General features: G+C 70.1%; 16 protein-coding genes and 3 pseudogenes. 5 read left to right on the plus strand and 14 right to left on the minus strand.

Annotated elements, in window-relative coordinates:
* Positions 1-800 (minus strand): annotated as a pseudogene (locus AC07NX_RS14570) (hypothetical protein); the annotation flags it as partial.
* Between the two features lie 270 nt (positions 801-1,070).
* Between AC07NX_RS14570 and AC07NX_RS14575 the strand changes: the two are divergent.
* Positions 1,071-2,339: a pyridoxal phosphate-dependent aminotransferase gene (locus tag AC07NX_RS14575; protein ID WP_494642735.1), complete on the plus strand. Its 1,269-nt coding sequence runs from the start codon at positions 1,071-1,073 to the stop codon at positions 2,337-2,339.
* A gap of 106 nt (positions 2,340-2,445) precedes the next feature.
* Here AC07NX_RS14575 and AC07NX_RS14580 read toward each other — a convergent pair whose 3' ends face one another.
* The 10 genes and pseudogenes from AC07NX_RS14580 to AC07NX_RS14625 all read right to left on the minus strand — a co-directional run bounded on the left by AC07NX_RS14580 (position 2,446) and on the right by AC07NX_RS14625 (position 11,213).
* Entirely contained in the window at positions 2,446-2,655 is a 210-nt protein-coding gene (locus AC07NX_RS14580) for a hypothetical protein (protein ID WP_494642737.1), read from the minus strand.
* A 622-nt stretch (positions 2,656-3,277) separates the two neighbouring features.
* Positions 3,278-3,364: pseudogene (locus tag AC07NX_RS14585) on the minus strand (hypothetical protein); the annotation flags it as partial.
* Positions 3,361-3,702 carry an endonuclease domain-containing protein gene (locus AC07NX_RS14590; RefSeq protein ID WP_494642739.1) on the minus strand — a complete coding sequence of 114 codons (342 nt, stop codon included), beginning with the start codon at positions 3,700-3,702 and terminating at the stop codon, positions 3,361-3,363. The pseudogene AC07NX_RS14585 and the gene AC07NX_RS14590, both read right to left, overlap by 4 nt.
* Positions 3,703-3,981: 279 nt before the next feature.
* A complete protein-coding gene (locus AC07NX_RS14595; RefSeq protein WP_494642741.1) occupies positions 3,982-4,506 on the minus strand; it encodes a hypothetical protein in 525 nt (174 codons plus the stop codon).
* A gap of 100 nt (positions 4,507-4,606) precedes the next feature.
* Positions 4,607-4,771 (minus strand): annotated as a pseudogene (prfC, locus tag AC07NX_RS14600) (peptide chain release factor 3); the annotation flags it as partial.
* Positions 4,772-4,882: 111 nt separating this feature from the next.
* The gene (locus tag AC07NX_RS14605; protein ID WP_494642743.1) at positions 4,883-5,212 is read right to left on the minus strand and encodes a type II toxin-antitoxin system PemK/MazF family toxin; all 330 of its coding nucleotides are present in this window, start codon (positions 5,210-5,212) and stop codon (positions 4,883-4,885) included.
* A gap of 10 nt (positions 5,213-5,222) precedes the next feature.
* Positions 5,223-5,402, minus strand: a complete 180-nt coding sequence (locus tag AC07NX_RS14610; protein WP_494642745.1) for a hypothetical protein — start codon at positions 5,400-5,402, stop codon at positions 5,223-5,225.
* A gap of 73 nt (positions 5,403-5,475) precedes the next feature.
* Positions 5,476-7,077: a peptide chain release factor 3 gene (locus AC07NX_RS14615; RefSeq protein WP_494642747.1), complete on the minus strand. Its 1,602-nt coding sequence runs from the start codon at positions 7,075-7,077 to the stop codon at positions 5,476-5,478.
* A 9-nt stretch (positions 7,078-7,086) separates the two neighbouring features.
* The gene (locus AC07NX_RS14620; protein ID WP_494642749.1) at positions 7,087-8,658 is read right to left on the minus strand and encodes a DUF1570 domain-containing protein; all 1,572 of its coding nucleotides are present in this window, start codon (positions 8,656-8,658) and stop codon (positions 7,087-7,089) included.
* A gap of 149 nt (positions 8,659-8,807) precedes the next feature.
* Complete coding sequence (locus AC07NX_RS14625) at positions 8,808-11,213, minus strand: TonB-dependent receptor plug domain-containing protein (protein ID WP_494642751.1); 2,406 nt, start codon at positions 11,211-11,213, stop codon at positions 8,808-8,810.
* A gap of 268 nt (positions 11,214-11,481) precedes the next feature.
* On the opposite strand from AC07NX_RS14625, the gene AC07NX_RS14630 reads away from it, so the two are divergent.
* Positions 11,482-11,628 carry a hypothetical protein gene (locus tag AC07NX_RS14630; RefSeq protein WP_494642753.1) on the plus strand — a complete coding sequence of 49 codons (147 nt, stop codon included), beginning with the start codon at positions 11,482-11,484 and terminating at the stop codon, positions 11,626-11,628.
* 61 nt (positions 11,629-11,689) lie between these two features.
* Here AC07NX_RS14630 and AC07NX_RS14635 read toward each other — a convergent pair whose 3' ends face one another.
* Positions 11,690-12,070 (minus strand): hypothetical protein, encoded by a 381-nt coding sequence (locus AC07NX_RS14635; RefSeq protein WP_035072837.1) that lies wholly within the window; start codon positions 12,068-12,070, stop codon positions 11,690-11,692.
* A gap of 212 nt (positions 12,071-12,282) precedes the next feature.
* Between AC07NX_RS14635 and AC07NX_RS14640 the strand changes: the two genes are divergently transcribed.
* Positions 12,283-13,023, plus strand: coding sequence for a 2OG-Fe dioxygenase family protein (locus AC07NX_RS14640; protein WP_494642754.1), 741 nt, complete (start codon positions 12,283-12,285; stop codon positions 13,021-13,023).
* A 172-nt stretch (positions 13,024-13,195) separates the two neighbouring features.
* On the opposite strand, the gene AC07NX_RS14645 is transcribed toward AC07NX_RS14640, so the two are convergent.
* Positions 13,196-13,534, minus strand: a complete 339-nt coding sequence (locus AC07NX_RS14645) for a DUF1491 family protein (protein WP_494642756.1) — start codon at positions 13,532-13,534, stop codon at positions 13,196-13,198.
* 282 nt (positions 13,535-13,816) lie between these two features.
* On the opposite strand from AC07NX_RS14645, the gene AC07NX_RS14650 reads away from it, so the two are divergent.
* A complete protein-coding gene (locus tag AC07NX_RS14650) occupies positions 13,817-14,578 on the plus strand; it encodes a hypothetical protein (RefSeq protein ID WP_494642896.1) in 762 nt (253 codons plus the stop codon).
* A gap of 146 nt (positions 14,579-14,724) precedes the next feature.
* On the opposite strand, the gene divJ is transcribed toward AC07NX_RS14650, so the two are convergent.
* Positions 14,725-16,482 (minus strand): cell cycle sensor histidine kinase DivJ, encoded by a 1,758-nt coding sequence (divJ, locus tag AC07NX_RS14655; protein ID WP_494642757.1) that lies wholly within the window; start codon positions 16,480-16,482, stop codon positions 14,725-14,727.
* A 188-nt stretch (positions 16,483-16,670) separates the two neighbouring features.
* On the opposite strand from divJ, the gene AC07NX_RS14660 reads away from it, so the two are divergent.
* A complete protein-coding gene (locus AC07NX_RS14660; RefSeq protein ID WP_494642758.1) occupies positions 16,671-17,534 on the plus strand; it encodes a sensor histidine kinase in 864 nt (287 codons plus the stop codon).
* Positions 17,535-17,602 lie beyond the last annotated feature (68 nt).

Consider the following 17,602-nt stretch of genomic DNA (forward strand, 5'->3'; position numbering starts at 1 on the left):
TCGAGTCGGAGCCCGTCATGCTGGATCTCGTCCTGGCCATCCTGCACCACCTGCTGATCCTGTCGCTGGCCGGGCTGGGGTTCGACGACGGGCGCGGGCCGGACCGGTTCGGAGTCGACGGGCCGGGGCGTGAGCGTCGGCGGCGTCTGGACGGGCGGCCTCGACTGGACGGGCGGCGGCCGAACGGGCGGGGGCGGAACGGGCGGCGACTGGACCGGCGGCGGCTCGACGGCGGGCGGCGTCTGCAGGACCAGGGGCGGCTGGCCGCGCAACCCGGCTTGGCGCCACGCGTCGGCCGTGCAGCGCCGCCAGCGTTCGGGCAGGCTGGCATAGGCCGCGCAGGCCGCCTGGATGTCGGGGATCACCGCCAGGGGATCGGCGGGCGGGCTGGGCGGGACCGGGGGCGTCCTGGGCCGGTTTCGCCAGGCGTCGACCAGCCGCTCGAGCTGGGGCGTGATGTCGACCGGCTCGCGGGGCGGAGTCGTGGGCGTGGCGCCCGTCGCGCCGGTCGGCGCGGTCGTCGACGACGGCGCCGCGTTGGGGAACAGGCGCTGGCAGACGGCCGTGGCGTTGGTCCGCGCCGCGTACGACCTCAGGCATTCGGCGTAGGTCTTCGGCGCGGCGGTCGATGTCGCGGCGGGCGCGGCGGTGGTCGGGGCGGCCGTGGTCGTCACCGGGCGGGTCTGGAACGCGGCGGCGGACGTCGCGACCGCCAGCGCCAGGCCCGCGCAGCCGCCGGCCCAGCGCCGCGCGTGGCGTCCGGCCTGGCTGTCCCCAACCCTGCCCAGATCCCGTGTCACTCCAGACGACCTTTCAATCGCGAGGACCAAGACCGCCACGGTCCGCCCGCGACAATGCGCGGTCAAGTAGAATCGAAACCACGCGGCAACCGACGCGGACCGCCGCCGGCGCGAGCAGGCGGTCGGCCGAGCGCCCCTCGGCGCGGCGATCCTTGCCCAGGCGGCGGGCAAGCTGGTCCCAAGCCCCTGCCCGCCCTTGTCCTCGGCCCCGCGAAGGCCTGTGCTGGACCGGCCCGCGCCAGCGGGTTCGAAGGACAGGCGGGAACGATCATGGACAGGCCTCAATCGGATCAATCGGCGAACCCGGCGGCCATCGGGCGCCGGTTCTTCCTGCGCGCCGCGGCGCTGGCGGCCGCGACCCCGATCCTGACCGAGGCCGCCCTGGCCCGCGCCGCCGACCCGGCCAAGGCTCCAGGTCCATCCGGCGCGCCGCCCTCGGGCCTGGCCCTGCACGGCCAGGGTCCCAACATCCCGCCGCCCGGCGCGGTGCTGATCAACGCCAACGAAAACCCGCTGGGCCCGTCCAAGGCCGCCTGCGACGCGATCGCCCGCATGGCCCCGCTGGGCGGCCGCTACGACCGCAACGGCGAGACCGAGCTGCTGACCATGACCTTCGCCGCCCAGAACGGGCTGAAGGTCGAGAACGTCGCGGTCTATGCCGGCTCGTCCGAACCGCTGCACTACAGCGTCCTGGCCTTCACCTCGCCGGCCCGCAGCTTCGTCACCGCCGACCCGTCCTACGAGGCGGGCATGTACGCGGCCAAGACCAGCCAGGCCAAGGTCGTCAAGGTTCCGCTGACCGCCGACTACGCCCACGACGTCAAGGCGATGGTCGCCGCCGACCCGAACGCCGGCGTCATCTACATCTGCAACCCCAACAATCCGACCGGCACCACCACCACCAAGCAGGACATCGCCTGGGCCCTGGACAACAAGCCCGCCGGTTCGATCCTGCTGGTCGACGAGGCCTATATCCACCTGTCCGACGCCCAGGACACGCTGGACCTGGTGGCGGCCGGCAAGGACCTGATCGTGCTGCGCACCTTCTCCAAGATCTACGGCATGGCCGGCATCCGCTGCGGCTTCGCGGTGGCGCGGCCCGACCTGCTGGCCAGGCTGGTCCCGTTCGGCCGGAACGCCATGCCGATCACCGGCTCGGCCGCCGCCCGCGCCTCGCTGGAGGACAAGGGCCTGGTCGCCGAGCGCAAGACGATCATCGGCGACACGCGCCGCGACACCCTGGCCTGGCTGAAAGCCAATGGCTACAAGGTGATCGGTGCGCCCGAGACCAACTGCTTCATGATCGACACCGGCCGCGACGGCAAGTCGGTGATCGCCGCCATGAAGGCGCGAGGCGTCTATATCGGCCGCACCTGGCCTATCTGGCCCAACGCCGTGCGGGTCTCGGTCGGCACGCCGCAGGAGATGGCGGCGTTCAAGACGGCCTTCAAGGCGGTGATGGACAGCAAGGCGGTGGCGACGGCGGGGCCTGAAGCGGGCGGCCATCGGGCCGACCTCGGATACCACGCGACCGCCTGAAGTCTCTGGCGGGGACACCGCGCCCTGGGCCAATCGACATTCAGATATTATGACGAAAGGTTTGGTGGTCTTCGGCTGAATGTCGATCCGCCCCGGGCCGGGGCCGTCAGGCGTCGTCGGGCGCGTCCGCGTCTCGCGGCGCTTCCGAGCCATGCGCGGCGGCTTTCACGGCCTCCAGCCACCGAAGTCGCCGGCGAATCTCGCGACGGACATAGTCGACGCTCGCGGGGGTGCGTCCGCTGTCGTCCACGCCCGCGCGCTCCCATTCGGCGCGGCGGGCGGCGCGAGCAAGCGCGCGGGTCTTGGATCTGGGCATCAGGGTCTCCTCTCGGTTGCGGCCGGGGACAGGCGCAGGCGCCTGTCCCCGATCGTGGGCGCGACTTGGCCGCCTCACGCGGAAAGCCGCTGAAGTTCGGGGAGGGCTGCGGAGCGCCGGGCTAGGCCCGGAAGCTTTTGAAGAATTACCGTTTCGACCAGGACCGACGCTCCGCGCGATCGTTACCCGGGAGCGTCCGGCGGTCGGTCCTGTTCGGACCTCGCCGGTCTAGAGCCCCCGACGGGCGGGACGGGCTTGCGGAGCCCGGTCCCGGAACGCCTGCGTCACCGCAAGCCTGCCGCCCTCCTCGGCCCCTTCGTCAACGCCGTATCCGTAAAACGGGCCCGGCCGGCACCAGATGACAAGGGTGCGACCAAGGCCGCGAAGCCCCGACCGCCGCCGACGAGCGCTTCCCGCTCGACCGCCCCCCAAGGCCGCGAAGGTCGCAGGCCTCACGCCCTCCCCATCGCCTCAAGGTGGGTTGATCATACGGCGGCGCGAAAGGGGGAGGATAAGTGGATTTTCGACGTTGTTTTCGTTGCGGAAACACGCCGGGAGCGATGGGGACAAGCTTTTTGGCGCGGCGCTGGCGTCCGGTTGTCGGCGCGGCGCCGATTGCGGCTTTCGAGCCTGAGCGGACCTTCAATATCCCTCTCTCTGAGAGAGAGGGAGGGGCCCGCCGCGCAGCGGTGGGAGGGTGAGAGGTTACACCCTCTCCGATCGAAGCACCGTCAGGATATCGTCCGCCGCTCCGCCCGGATCGGCCAGGACCCGCTCGTTGCGGACCCTCACGACGATGTATCCGAACAGCTCCAGGATCTCGGTGCGGCGGGCGTCGTAATCCTCGCGGCCGTCATGGGCTGGACCGTCCAGCTCGACGATCACCTTGGCCGCCTCGCAGACGAAATCGGCGAAGTAGCGATCGATCGCGACCTGCCGCAGGAACCTGAACCCGCCCAGGCGGCGATTGCGCACGAGGGTCCAGAGCGTCTTCTCGGCCAGGGTCTGGTTACGGCGAAGGCGACGGGCGTTGGCGGTCTTGTCCATGGCCCCAGCCTGACCGCGCCGCTTAGGCCGATCAACGACAGGAATCGGGATTTTCCGGTAAGCAGTGAAACCTCTCACCCTCCCACCGCCTTCGGCGGCGGGCCCCTCCCTCTCTCAAAGAGAGAGGGGTCTTCGCGCGAGCACGCGTGATCAGCGGGCGCTTCAACGTCCGCCACTCATGGCGGCCCCTTCGAACGTCCTGCTATCGGCCGCATGGGCCTAAGGTCCGCTCACCGCACGACGCCAACACGATGCTCGGCCGAAAGGCGGTCGCCCCGCCTAGCCGCCCTGGACAACTTCCGGCAGGGACTTGCCGTTGACGCCATGGCCTCGCCGCGAGCCGCAGGCATAGGTCGCGATCGCCCGAGCCCGCGCGTCGGTGCGCCTCACGGCCTCGTTGCTGGTGCGGACATAGGCGAAGTCCCGGTCGTACTGTCGCGCGAGCACGATCTGCTCGCCGGTCTTCGAGCAATCGATCCGGGACGTGATCTCGGTGTAGTCAGACTTGTCCTCCGGCCAGACGAAGTACTGGACCTCGACCTTGTCGCCGACCCGATTGATCGCGTTGAGGTTCACGGCGACGGTCTGGCGGGCGCCGGGGGCGGGGCCGCCGAGGCGGACGGCCTCGCCGCCCGTCATCCAGGCTTCCGGCGGATAGGCTCCGCCGTCGCGCTTGCTGCTGGCCGGCGCCGACTGCGGAAGGGGCTTGACCTGGAGGAGCCCCCAATCCTGCTTGGGCCATTCCTGCGCGAAGGCTGGAGCGGCGAACGAGAGCGCCGCCATGGCGACGACGAGCGACTTCATGCGGAGCCCTTTCCTCTAGCGTGACGAGGAGCCTATGCCCGCCACCCTAGGCAATCAATGGGACCGTCGTTTCACCGCCTGAACGCGGCGGCGGTCGCCGTCACCCCCGCTCCTTGGTCCGCTCGAACCGCACCTTGGGGAAGCGCTCGGCGACATAGCCGATCTCCCAGGACGACTTGCCCAGGAACACCGGCTGTTCGTCGATGTCGTGGGCCATGGCCGAGCGGTGCTTGTTGGTGAAGTCCTCGACGTCGGCGCGATCACCCTGAGATCAGCAATGTCTATCGTCGGTTGAACGCCATCGGGCGCGCCCCGCGATAGATTCCAAGTTCCGTCGGGTGTTCGTCACGGCTTCCGTCGATCGACCTCCAACCGCCTATCCGATGATCTGACCGACCGCGCTCCTCAATCTTTCTCGATCCGCGTCAACGAGGACGCCCAACCGCCGAATGATCATGACCTGTTCAAGAGTGGCCAGGATCGGCTTGACGGCGGAAGGCTTGAGCAGGCCGGCGGATCGCCAATCGTCCAGCCACACCTCGCCAAATGCCTGAAAGGGTCGCAGTTGGCTGGTGACCGCCATCATCACCACATCGGGCCGTTCAAGATTGTACGCCCCGCTTGAGACGATCACCGCCGGCCGCTGTTTGGATGCGGCCTGGTTGGTGAACGGGAACGGCACGAGGACGATGTCGCCAAAGGCCAAGACCCCCGCCTCAGAGGGCATCGTAGACGTCGTCCTCGGGATTATCCCACACAGCCGCGAAGGCCGGGGCGCTCGCGGCGGCGGCGGCGCGTGTCAGGGCCTGGTCGCGATCCCGCTGACGCAGGAAATCGACGAAATCCTCCACCTCGGCGAGGCGTTCGCTCGGCAGACCGGTGATCTTGTCGATCAAGGCCCGGGTGTCTCGGGAAGCATTGGCGGCCATGCCCTCAGGCTAGCACATGCCGCCGCTTTGGCGAACCGCCCTACCCCCGCTCCTTCGTCCGCTCGAACCGCACCTTGGGGAAGCGCTCGGCGACATAGCCGATCTCCCAGGACGACTTGCCCAGGAACACCGGCTGTTCGTCGATGTCGTGGGCCATGGCCGAGCGATGCTTGTTGGTGAAGTCCTCGACGTCGGCGCGCTCGCCGCTGATCCAGCGGGCCTCGGCGTAGGGGGCCGCCTCGAAGATGCACTCCAGGGCGTATTCGTTGGCCAGGCGGTCGGCCATGACCTCGAACTGCAGCTGGCCCACGGCGCCGACGATGAAGTCGGAGCTGCCGATCATCGGCCGGAACAGCTGGGTCACCCCCTCCTCGGCCAGGCCTTCCAGCGCCTTCTTCAGGTGCTTGGCCTTCAGCGGATCCTTGACCCGCACGCGGCGGAGGATTTCCGGGGCGAAGTTGGGCAGGCCGGCGAAGCGCAGGGTCCCGGTCTCCGACAGGCTGTCGCCCACCCGCAGCACGCCGTGGTTGGGGATGCCGATCACGTCGCCGGCGAAGGCGTCCTCGGCCAGTTCGCGGTCGGAGGCGAAGAACATGATCGGCGCGTTGACGCTCATCGCCTTGCCGGTGTTCTGGGCCTTCAGCTTCATGCCGCGCGTGAAGCGGCCGCTGGTCAGGCGCAGGAAGGCGATCCGGTCGCGGTGGTTGGGGTCCATGTTGGCCTGGACCTTGAACACGAAGCCCGAGACCTCGGGGTCGCCCGGCGCCACGTGGGTGTCGACGCCGGCCTTGCTGACCTTGGCCGGGTGCGGGGCCGGCGCATAGCTGCCGATGCCGGCCAGCAGCTCGTTGACGCCGAAATGGCGCAGGGCCGAGCCGAAGAACACCGGCGTCATGTGGCCTTCCAGGAACGACTGCACGTCGAACGGCTTGGCGGCCTCGGAGACCAGCATGGCGCCCTCCTCCACCTCGGCCAGTTCCTCGGGCTCGAGGTACTGCACCACCGCGTTCGACTTCAGGGCCACCGGGTCGGGATGACCCTCCTCGTCGGTCGAGCTCTTCTTGGCGTAGGGGATGAACTTCTGGCCGCGCAGGTCCAGCATGCCCTTGAACCGCCCGCCCGAGCCGGCCGGCCAGTACAGCGGCGCGGGGTCGAGGGCCAGCTTCGACGACACCTCGTCCAGCAGCTCGAACGGGTCCTGGGCCTCGCGGTCCATCTTGTTGATGAAGGTGATGATCGGGATGTCGCGCAGGCGGCACACCTCGAACAGCTTCAGGGTCTGGGGCTCGATGCCCTTGGCCGCGTCCAGCACCATGATCGCCGCGTCGGCGGCCGTCAGGGTGCGGTAGGTGTCTTCCGAGAAGTCCTCGTGGCCCGGGGTGTCCAGCAGGTTGAACATCAGGCCGTCGTGGTCGAAGGTCATGACGCTGGCCGACACCGAGATGCCGCGCTCGCGCTCGATCTTCATCCAGTCGGACTGGGTGCGGCGGGCCTGGCCGCGGGCGCGCACGGCCCCGGCGGCGCGGATCGCCCCGCCGGCCAGCAGCAGGTTCTCGGTCAGGGTGGTCTTGCCGGCGTCGGGGTGGCTGATGATCGCGAAGGTGCGCCGGCGGGCGGCCTCGAGGGCGAGGGAGGTGCTCATCCCCGGGGGTTAGCTCCCCGAGGCCGCCTTGTCACCCTCTGCCGACGTCACGGCCTCGTCTTCCGTCGGCGCCGAAGCCTTCGTCGCCTCGCCCGTCTTGGCGTCGATGCTCTTGAGCATGGCCTGGGCCGCCGCCACCTCCGAGCCGCCGTGCGGACCAGTCGCCAGCGGCGTCAGGATCGTTCGCGCCATGCCCAGGTCCTTGATCTGGATCAGGGCCCGGCCGGCGTCCAGCCGCAGGTGGCCGATCTGCGGCGCCAGCACAACGGCGCGAACGCGGATGTCGGCCAGGCTCTCGGTCATGGGCTTCAGGGCCTGGGCGTCGGCGTAGCCGTGCAGCGTTTCAGGGTTGTCCGGATTGATCTTGAAGGCGCGGGCGAACAGCTTGCCGGCTTGATCCAGGTTGGCGGCCCTCTGCGCGGGATCGCCGCGGGAGGCGGCCAGCTTGCTCTCGCCCAGCGCCACCAGCGCCTCCTCGTCCTTGGGGTCGGCGGCCAGCAAACCGTCGAGGATCGCTTCGCCGGCGGGACGATCGCCATAGACCGTCTCGGCGCGGGCGAGGATCATCTGGCCGAACCGATCCTTGGGCCGTGAGGCGACGGCCTCGCGCATCCGCGCCAGCAGCGCGGGCCGTTCGTCCTTTCCGACGCCGAGCTTCAGGCGCTGTCCCTCCAGGATCAGATCGTCGGCGCTGGGCGACAACCGGATCACCGTCATCGGCGGATCGACCGGCCAGGTGCGCGAAAGGCCGATGGCGGGGATGGGACGGCCCATGTAGTTGTAAAGCTTGCGGGTCAGGCCGGCGGGATCGTCGCCATAGACCTCCTGCCACGCCTTCACCGGGTCGCGCCCCTCCCGCACCGCGTCCAGATAGGGCGACAGCAGCTTGCGGCGGCCCGGATCGGACAGGATGTAGTGGGTCAGCAGCCAGGCCTGGGCGTAGTAGGCGTAGCGATCGCGATCCTCCTTCAGCGCCATCGGCCGCTTGGTCAGCACGTCCTGCATCGGGATCCAGGAGCCCGGCTTGGTCAGGGTGCGCGCGCGCCCCGCGTTGAACCCGCCCACCACCAGCCGCGTGCGGGCCAGGTCGGCGGTCATGTAGTATTCGGCGTAGCCCTCGACCAGCCAGGCCGGATAGGCGCTGGGATAGTACTGCAGCATGAAGTGATGCACGTATTCGTGCAGCACCGTGTCGTCGCCCTTGTTCTGGTCCAGCTCGCCGCCGCCGTCGCGGATGGCCACCACGAAGACCTCGGGCACGGATGACAGATAGACCCCGGCCATGCCCTCCCTGGCGTTGGGCAGCACGCGCTTCAGCTGGCCGAGGTTCGAGACCAGGTAGACCGGCAGCTTGCGCGGCGTGACCTCGTCCCTGGGCCGGCCGTGCAGGCGACGCAGCAGGGAATCGAAGTCCTCCAGCATGGTGGCGTATTCGCGCACCGACTTCTCGCTGCGGCCATAGACCACAAAATGGTCGCTCTCGGCCCGCAGCCATTCGGCCCGGGCCGACGATCCGGCCGTGAGGACGGCGGCGGCCAGCAGCGCCGGCAAGACCCGGCGGCCCTTCAACAATCCCCCCACGCGACACCGCTCCCCTCTACGTTGCATCGACCCTAGGCGGGGACCGCGACGCGACGCAAGACGCGACCTCTTGATAGCCATGCCTCGATGAGCGGAAATCCGCTTCCGGGCCGGACGCGCCGACCCGGAAGCAGGGACCGAAGGATGGTCTAGAACGTCGCCGAAAGGCGGGCGTAGTAGAGCCCGCCGTCGGTGTCGTAGGGGGCGTTGCGCGAATAGATCAGGCCGCGCGAGGCCTGGAACGTCGCTTCGTCCGGATAGGTGTCGAACAGGTTCTCGGCCCCGACCGTGAGCTTGAACTGGTCGTTGAGCTGGGCGCCGAGCGACAGGTCCACCAGGGTGCGGCCGCCGAATTTCTGGATCAGGTTCGACGCGCCGTTCGCCTGGGCGTCGGTCCATTCGCCGGAATAGCGGGCCCGGACCATGCCGCTGTAGCGGCCACGGCTGTAGTCGAAGGTCAGGTTGGCGGCGTTTTCCGGCAAACCGTCCTCGATATTGGTGCGGGCCAGCACCGAGACCTCGGTCGGCTTGTAGCGCGTGACCTTGCTGTCGTTCCAGTTCCAGGCCGCCGTGACGCCGGCGCGGCCGCCCCACAGGCCGCCCTTCCAGGAGCCGACCACGTCCACGCCCTGGGTGCGGGTGTCGAAGGCGTTGGTGAAGTACGACACCGAGGTCAGCGAGTCGGCGCCGGGCACGCCCGCCGCCACCAGCTGGGCGCGCAGAGCCGGGGTCACCGTGAAGTTCGGCGACACGGCGAAGCGATTGTCGACCTCGATGCGGTAGTAGTCGATCGAACCGGTGAAGCCGCCCTGGCGATAGACGGCGCCGAACGACAGGTTCTTGGACTCCTCCGGCTCCAACGGCTTGCCCCCCAGGGCCTGGGCGATCGGATTGACCGGCGACAACCGGCCGGAGGTGAACAGCCTCAGCGTGGTGGTGTCCAATCCCTGCGAGGTGCGGGTGTTGTTGATCTGCCCGGGCGTCGGGGCGCGGAAGCCGGTCGAGACCGCGCCGCGCAACGCGAAATCCGGCGTGACCTCGTAGCGCACGGCGATCTTGCCGTCGGTGGTCGCGCCGAACTCGGAGAAGTCCTCGTGGCGCACGGCGAGGTCGACGTCGAATGTGTCGGTGATCGGCAGATCCAGGTCGACATAGCCGGCATAGCTGGTCTGATCCCACGATCCGGCCTGGCTGGGCGCGTAGCCGGGGAAGCCGTTGGAGCCGCTGGGCAGGCCGGCGGCCGCGCCCGGGCCGACGTCCCACGAATAGCGGTCGCCCGCCTTGATCTCGTAGGTTTCCTGGCGCGCCTCCAGGCCGACGGCCAGGTTGGCGGGCTGGGCCAGGAACGACCAGGCCAGCGGGCGCGAGGCGTCGAGGGTCAAGGTCTTTTCTTCCTGGATCAGCGAGCCGTCGTCGAACGTCGTCGGCGACTGCGGGCCGAACGAGGTGTTGATGCTGTTCTTCAGGAAATAGTCGACGTCATCGCGACCGTAGCCGGCCGACAGGTCCCAGGAGAAGCCCAGGGCTTGGCCCTTGACGCCGGCGTTGAACGCGCCGTTGGTCTCGTCCTGGCCGAACTTGGGCGAGAAGCCGGCCGGGTAGAGCTGGCTCAGCGACCAGCCCGGAAAGGCCGGGCTGGTCCTGTACGAGGTGTCCGTGGCCGGGTTGCGCCAGTTGAAGTCGGTCTCGCCGGTCATGTCGCTATAGGTGGCGAAGGCGTAGGCCTCGGTCGTGTCGGTGATCGGCAGGGTCGCGTTCAGCGTCCCGCGCCAGACGGTGCGGTCCGGCTGGCCCCAGCGCTGCACGGGGTTGCGCACGGCGATCGTCGGGTTGGCCGCCTGGAAGGCCATGGCGTCGGGGCGCTGACGGGTGCGCGACGTGGCCTCGGCGTCGGTATAGTCGAGGCTGCCGACGATCACCCCGCCGTGGCCGAAGGCCAGGCCGTAGCGCGCGCCGATCTCGGTCTTCTGGCCGTCGCCCCCATAATATCGACCGGCCTGGGCGTAGCCTGAAAAGCCGGTCTGGGTCGACAGGATGACGTTGATCACGCCGGCGATGGCGTCCGAGCCGTACTGGGCCGAGGCGCCGTCGCGCAGCACCTCGATGCGGCTGACGCCGCTGGTTCCCAGGCTGGCCAGGTCGACCCCTTGCTGACCTCGGCCGCCCAGCACCGCCGAGCGGTGGCGGCGCTTGCCGTTGACCAACACCAGGGTCTGGTCCGGCGACAGGCCGCGTAGCGTGGCGGGACGCACGAAGGCCTGGCCGTCGGCGGCCGGCAGGCGCTGGACGTTGAACGACGGCGTCGTGGCCGCCAGCTTGTCCATGATCTCGTCGGAGACGATGCCGGCGAGCGTATCCTGGGTGACGACGTCGACGGGCGCCGTGGATTCGAAGGCCGTGCGGTCGACCCGGCGGGTGCCCGTGACCACGAGGGTGTCGATCTGGTCGACCTCGGCGCCGGCGACCGAAGTCGGGACAGTCCCATCGCGGGCCTGGGCCATGTCCGCCTGGGCGGCGATCGCCAAGACGAGGGTCGCCCACGCCGCGGAATTCATCAGTTTCATCACATGTCTGCCCTGTTCACGATCTGCGGGCAGATAGGCTGATGCGTTGGCGCTTGGACGACGACGATGCGTCGGTTCCGTGAAGTTATGGATGGCGCCGTTCTTTCAAACCGGGCGGAAACATCGAACCTCGCAACCATACCGATACATCGAAACGCGCGACGTTATGACCCTAGTCAGACTAGGGTTTTGGAGTCATGCTTCCCTTTGAGCGGACCATTCCCCGTCAGAGGGAAGGCCGTGAAAGAGGAAACGAAAGATGGCTATGGTCCACGAGCCGCGTCACAAGCGCGGCGCTTGCACCCCCCAAGGCAACGCTCTGTGCCTTGGCGTCGCGTTCGCCGGTCTGGTGATCGTGGCGATGATCCTGACCTGGCTGTTCGGCCTGGTCGGCCTGTTCCTCTAGACGAGCGCCGGGGCAAGGCCCGAACCGTCGAGGAAGGCCAAGACGCGTCCCGGCGCGGCGGTCAGGCCGCCAGACGCCGCCAGACCTGGCGGTCGGCTTCGACATTGCTCAGGGCGCCGGCCTTCTGGCGCTCGAACAGCGACCCCATGATCTCCAGGCTCAGCTGGGCGTAGCGCACCTGCACCTGATCGACCAGACAGCCGCGCGACGGCGCGATGAACAGGGCCGCGTTGACGTCCGGCGCCTTGGCGATGATCAGGGCGGCCAGGCGCTGGGCCTTCTCCAGGTCCTTGTGGTGCAGCAGCGGCTCGGCGGCGTAGAGTTCCTGGCCCAGCTTGCCGACATAGTTCAGCGACACCTTGGCGAAACGCTCGCGGGTGAGCGGCGGGGCCAGTTCGGCCGCGTCGAGGCTGAGGACGACGTCGTTGAGCAGGAAGAGCATCGGAACCTTGCTGAGGCCTGGCGGCGGCGACGGGAATCGGGTGGGTCGGGAGATGTGCGTCACCCTGCCGCATCGAGCTTTCGTTCCGGTTTAGGAGGACGGTTAACGGGGCGGGAAATGAGACGTCCGGACAACCCACGGGACGCGATCACGGCTTGGCGAGACCGCCCGTCCGCCCCATCTGGAAGCCTCGTTCCCGCCGGAGGCAGCGCTTGATCCCGCCCGACACGACCCCGCGCGACATCTTGGCGCGCGACATCGCCGAGGCCCTGCGCGACACGGGCTTCCGCCGAGTCGCCCCGACCGAGACCGACGCCCTGCTGGGCCCCGGCGCCGTGGCGGGCTGGGAGGCCTTCGCCGACAGCTGGAACGACCTGGGCCTGGACCGCTTCATGGCCGACGGCGGCCGCTATCGCCGGCGGCGCTTCGCGGCCTTCTCGGCCTCGCCCGGCGGGGTGGTTCGCAAGCCCCATCAGCCGCACTACCAGAGCCGAGACTACAACGGCCTGAACGGCGGCGTGCAGCGCTGGTTCGCGCCCGTGCTCGACACCGTGGCCGGGCATCCGGTGACGCAAGGGCTGCTGCGCGCGGGCCTCGCCCTCTTCCACCCCCTGACCGACGATCCGCCCCGGGCCTGGCACGTGGAGCTGCACCAGTTCCGCATCGAGGCCGGCGACGGCGAGACGGGCCTGCCCACGCCCGAGGGCGCCCACCGCGACGGAGTCGACTGGGTGATCGTCATGCTGGTCGACCGCCGGAACGTCGCCAGCGGCGTCACCGACATCTTCGCCAACGACGGCGCCCGCCTGGGCGCCTTCACCCTGGAGCGCCCACGCGACGCGGTCTTCCTCGACGACCACCGCGTGATGCACGGGGTGACGGCGATCCACCCGCTCGAGCCGGGCGTTCCGGCGCGGCGGGACGTCCTGGTGGCGACGTTCCGGCGGGAATAGACGCTATCCCCGCAGGCGCTGATGCGCCTCAGTTGTCATCCCGGAAGCCTCGCAGAGGCTGTCCGGACCCAGGGGACCGGGCCGGCGCGGTGCAGCCGCCCCTGGGTCCCGGACAAGCGCTGCGCGCTTTCCGGGATGACAACCGTGGTTGGCCTTCAGCGATGTCCGTTCCTCACTTCGGATCCCCCTCCACCGGCTCGGTCAGGAAATGCCGCCCCTCGCGGTCCTCGATCTCGACCACCCAGATGTCCGGGTCGATCCGCGCGGCGCGTTCGACATAGGCGTCCAGGTCGGGCTCGAAGTCGGAGCGGACCGGCTGCATCCAGAAGCGCTCGCCGTCGCCGCGCGTGGCCTCGCCATAAAGCCGGGCGGTGTTGGCGCGGCGGTCGACGGCCTTGACCAGCACGGCTCCGGCGCGCGGATCGCCCTTGCGGGCCACCGTGGCGAAGGCCCCGCCCAGTTCCGCGCGGCGGATCAGCGCACCGACCCAGATATCCGTCGAAAGAAGCATCGCTAACCGAACCGCAACCTCGGCGCCCTAAGGCTGCCGGCTGAAACCGCTCTCGCAGAATACGAGATCATGACGTCAAGAAAGACCCCCAAGCGCGCCAGCGCGCGCTCGGATTCTTACTGTAGAGCCTTTTTGTCCCCTTCGAACGATGTTCGAAGGGAAAAGGCTCTATGGGTCGTGACGGCGCGGTGGCTAGGGATTTTCGTCGCGACCGTCGGGATCGGCGCGTCGGGCCAGGCCCATGCCGCCACCGCCGCCGACCAGCTCTACGAACGCACGCTGATGACCTCGGCCGACGCGCGCTGCCGGCTGTTCAAGCCCGCCGTGGGCTCGGCCCTGGACGCCGCCCGCGCCCAGGCGCGCGGCGCGACCCTGCGTTCGGGCGTCAGCGAGGTCCAGGTCCAGGCGGTGGAACAGCGGGCCCGGGCCAAGGCCGGCGCCGCGGCGTGCGGCTCCAGGGACCTGCAGACCGCCGCCGGCCGGGTGCGCCAGGCCTTCGACGGCTATGCGACCATGCTGCGGACGACCTATCCGGGCGACCGCGCGACCTGGCAGGCCGACCGCTCGATCTCGGCCACCATCCCGGTCTGGCGCCTGTCGCAGCCGGCCGCCTTCGGGCGCGACCGCCTGGTGTTCGGCCTGTCGGGCCGGTCCAACGACATGCTGGCCGTGGCGACCTTCGCCGACGACGCCCAGCCCTACGCGGCGCGGCTGGTCCTGCGCGACACCCTGCGCACCCAGGGCCCGTACCTGAACAGCCGCAACGCCAAGGGCCTGGCCGCCAACGCCGCGCCGCGCAACGCCAGCCGGGTGTTCGCGGCCGAGACCCGCGACATGGCGCCCGTCACCCTGCTGCCGACCGGCGCCAAGACGGGCCTGTCGTTCCGCTTCCCCCGCGAGGCCGCCGACGCCATGAGCCGCCTGGACCCGCGCGAGGCCGCGACCCTCGAATTCGTGTTCACCAGCCGCAACGGCGTGGACGTGGTGCGCCGGGCCTATGTGGAGGTCGGGGATTTCGCGGCGGGACGGGCGTTCCTGCGGTAGGGACTGGGCGGCTAACGCTTGCCCCCACCTGACCGCTTCGCGGTCTGTCCGCCCCCATAGGGGGCGGAGCCTCACGCGCTAGGCTCTTCCCCCTATGGGGGAAGACGGTCGCGAAGCGACCCGTAGGGGGCAGGTGCTCAAGCCGCCTACCGCGGCGGCGCGAACTTCACGACGTTGGGGCCCAGTTCCGGCTCTTCCGGCGGTTCGGGCGCCGGTTCCAGCAGCGGCGCCTCCATGGCCGGGCGCGCGGCCCGCAGCAGCACCGGCATGCGCACCGAGACGCTGGTGCCCGCGCCCAGGCGGCTTTCGATGGTCATCTCGCCGCCGTGCAGCCGGGCGAAGGCCCGGACCAGCGACAGGCCCAGCCCCGTGCCCCTGGCGCGCTGGTCCACGCCGCCGGCCTGCTCGTAGGGACGGCCCAGGCGTTCCAGGTCCTCGGGAGAAATGCCGACCCCGGTGTCGGCGACCACCAGCTCGAACTCGCCGTCATGGCCGTCCGCCGTCACCGTCACCTGGCCGCCGCGCGGGGTGAACTTCAGGGCGTTGGAGACCAGGTTCAGCACGATCTGCTTCAGCGCCCGTCGGTCGGCGTCGACCTCCAGCTCGGCCGGCGGCAGGACGCCGCGCAGCTGCACCCCGCCGGCGTCCGCCTGGACCCGCAGCAGGCGCATGGCCGCCGTCACCGCCTCGCGGGCGTCGAACTCGCCGCGCTGCAGCTCGAAGCGCTCGGCCTCGATCTTCGACATGTCCAGCACGTCGTTGATCAGGTCCAGCAGGTGGCCGCCGCTTTCGTGGATCAGCTCGGCGTATTCGCCGTAGCGATCGGTCAGGGGGCCGAACATCCGGGCGCGCATGATGTCGGAGAAGCCCATGATGGCGTTCAGCGGCGTGCGCAGCTCGTGGCTCATATTGGCCAGGAAGCGGGCGCGGCCGGCGGCCAGGCCCTCGGCCTCGGCGCGGGCCTGGCACAGGGCGGTCTCGCGGGCCTGGTCCAGCGTGGCGTCGCGCATCACCCCCACCAGCAGGTCGGGCGAGACCTGGCGCAAGTCCAGGCGCACGGTGCGGGTCGGGTCCAGCAGCGGGGCGAAGGCGACGCTGGCCTCGCCGGCGTCGAGGGCGGTCGCCAGGGCGGCGCTGACCTTCTGGCGGTCGCTGGCCATGGCCGCCGAGGCCAGGCCGTCGCCGACCAGCCTGACGGTCCCAACACCGCGTGGCGCGGCCCCGCGCACGGTCCTGATCCGCCCGTCGCTGGCGATCACCAGCAGCAGCTGCGGCGCGCCGTCGACCAGGGTCTGGAGCGTGTTCAGCTCGCCGACATGGCGATTGTCGCGCGCGTCGGCCCACCGGTGGGTGAGGATCAGGCCCGAGGCCAGCCCCACCCCGACGGTCGCCACCGACAGGAAGCCCAGGATGAAGGCCAACGGCCCGGTGGGCGTGGGCGGCGCCAGGCCCGACAGCTGGGTCAGGGCCGCCACCGCGCCGCCGATCAGGGCCAGGCTGGCGCCCTCGGCCAGGCGCCGCGGGGAAGACAGGGTCGAGGCGGCCGCCACGGGGGCCAGGATCCAGGCGCTCATCGCGCCCGAGACGCCGCCGGTCACCACCGCCGCGCCCGCGCCGCAGGTGGCCCACAGGACCAGGATCAGGGATTGCAGGCGCTCGTCGCGTCGGTCGCCCACCGCCAGGGCGGCCAGGGCCGGAAGCGCGCCGGCCGCCAGGGCCAGCCAGACCGGCAGGCCGACGACGCCGGGCGTGAAGGCGGCCGCGCCGGTCGCGAAGATCACCGTCGCCAGCCAGCCCAGCCGCCACAGATGCGCCGCGCCGAAGGCCCCCGTCGAGGTCTTCCCCGAAAGCTGGGCCTGATCCGGCCTGGGGCCGGTCTGGAACGGGGCGCCGTCGATGGCCAAGGCCGAGAGAATCCCTTCCGGTGAGTCTTCGTCGTCAAAGCTTAACGCCGGGAGCCCTCTCCCCCAAGGCCGCACAATCGGCGGGCGATCGTTAACGCCAGAGCTTCTTGTGGACGGAAACGGATTCGTAAGCGCCTTGGTTCATCCTGGCCCATCGAAGTTACGGACAGAAGGTCCGGGAGTTCCTGATGTCGCCACCGGCGATCACCGATGCGTCGGGCCATGCCGAGACGCCGCGCGAAGGCGCCGGCGCCGATACCGGCCTGATGTCGCAGACCACCGCCTTCCGGCGGGCGGCGGCGCGCGTCCGCCGCAAGCAGGCGCTGGACGACCAGAAGCGCTCGTTCCTGCGCATGGTCAGCCACGAGCTGCGCACGCCGCTGAACGCGGTGATCGGCTTTTCGGAGATCCTGTCCTGCGAGCTGTACGGCCCCCTGGGCGCGCCGCAGTACAAGGAATACGCCGCCCTGGTGCACGAGAGCGGCCTGAAACTGCTGCGCCTGGTCAACCAGATCGTCGAGATCGCCCGCCTGGAAGGCCACGTCACCGACCTGGACCTGGGCGAGGAGAACCTGGACGACGCCGTCGAGGACGTGATCCTGCAGCTGCGCGGCGAGGCGACCGCGCGCGGCGTCAGCATCGTGGCTCCCGAGGCCGGGACCCTGCCCAGCCTGCGGGCCGACGGCCGGGGCCTGCGCACCATCCTGACCAACCTGCTGCAGAACGCCCTCACCCACTCGCCGCAGGGCGGGCTGGTGGTGGTCGAGGCCCGGCAGGTCGGCGGCGGCCAGGTCGAGATCGAGATCCGCGACCACGGCGAAGGCGCCGACCCGGCCGACCTGCCCCGGCTGATCCGCCCGTTCGAGCAGGGCGGCGCCACCTTGACCCGCTCGTCCGAGGGCGCGGGCCTGGGCCTGCCGATCGTCGACCTGCTGGCCCGGGCGATGGCCGGAAGCCTGAGGCTGAAATCCACCCTCGGCCACGGCTTCACCGCCATCGTCACCCTGCCGGAAGCGACGGCGCGCCTGTCGATGGCGCGGGCGCGGCCCTAAGGGGTCTTTTCCGTCCGGCGTCGCCGCACCATTTATCCTTGGCCCGCGAAGGCCGCCGAAACCGGCTT

The sequence above is a fragment of the Caulobacter sp. GW821-FHT09A05 genome, from assembly GCF_059418465.1.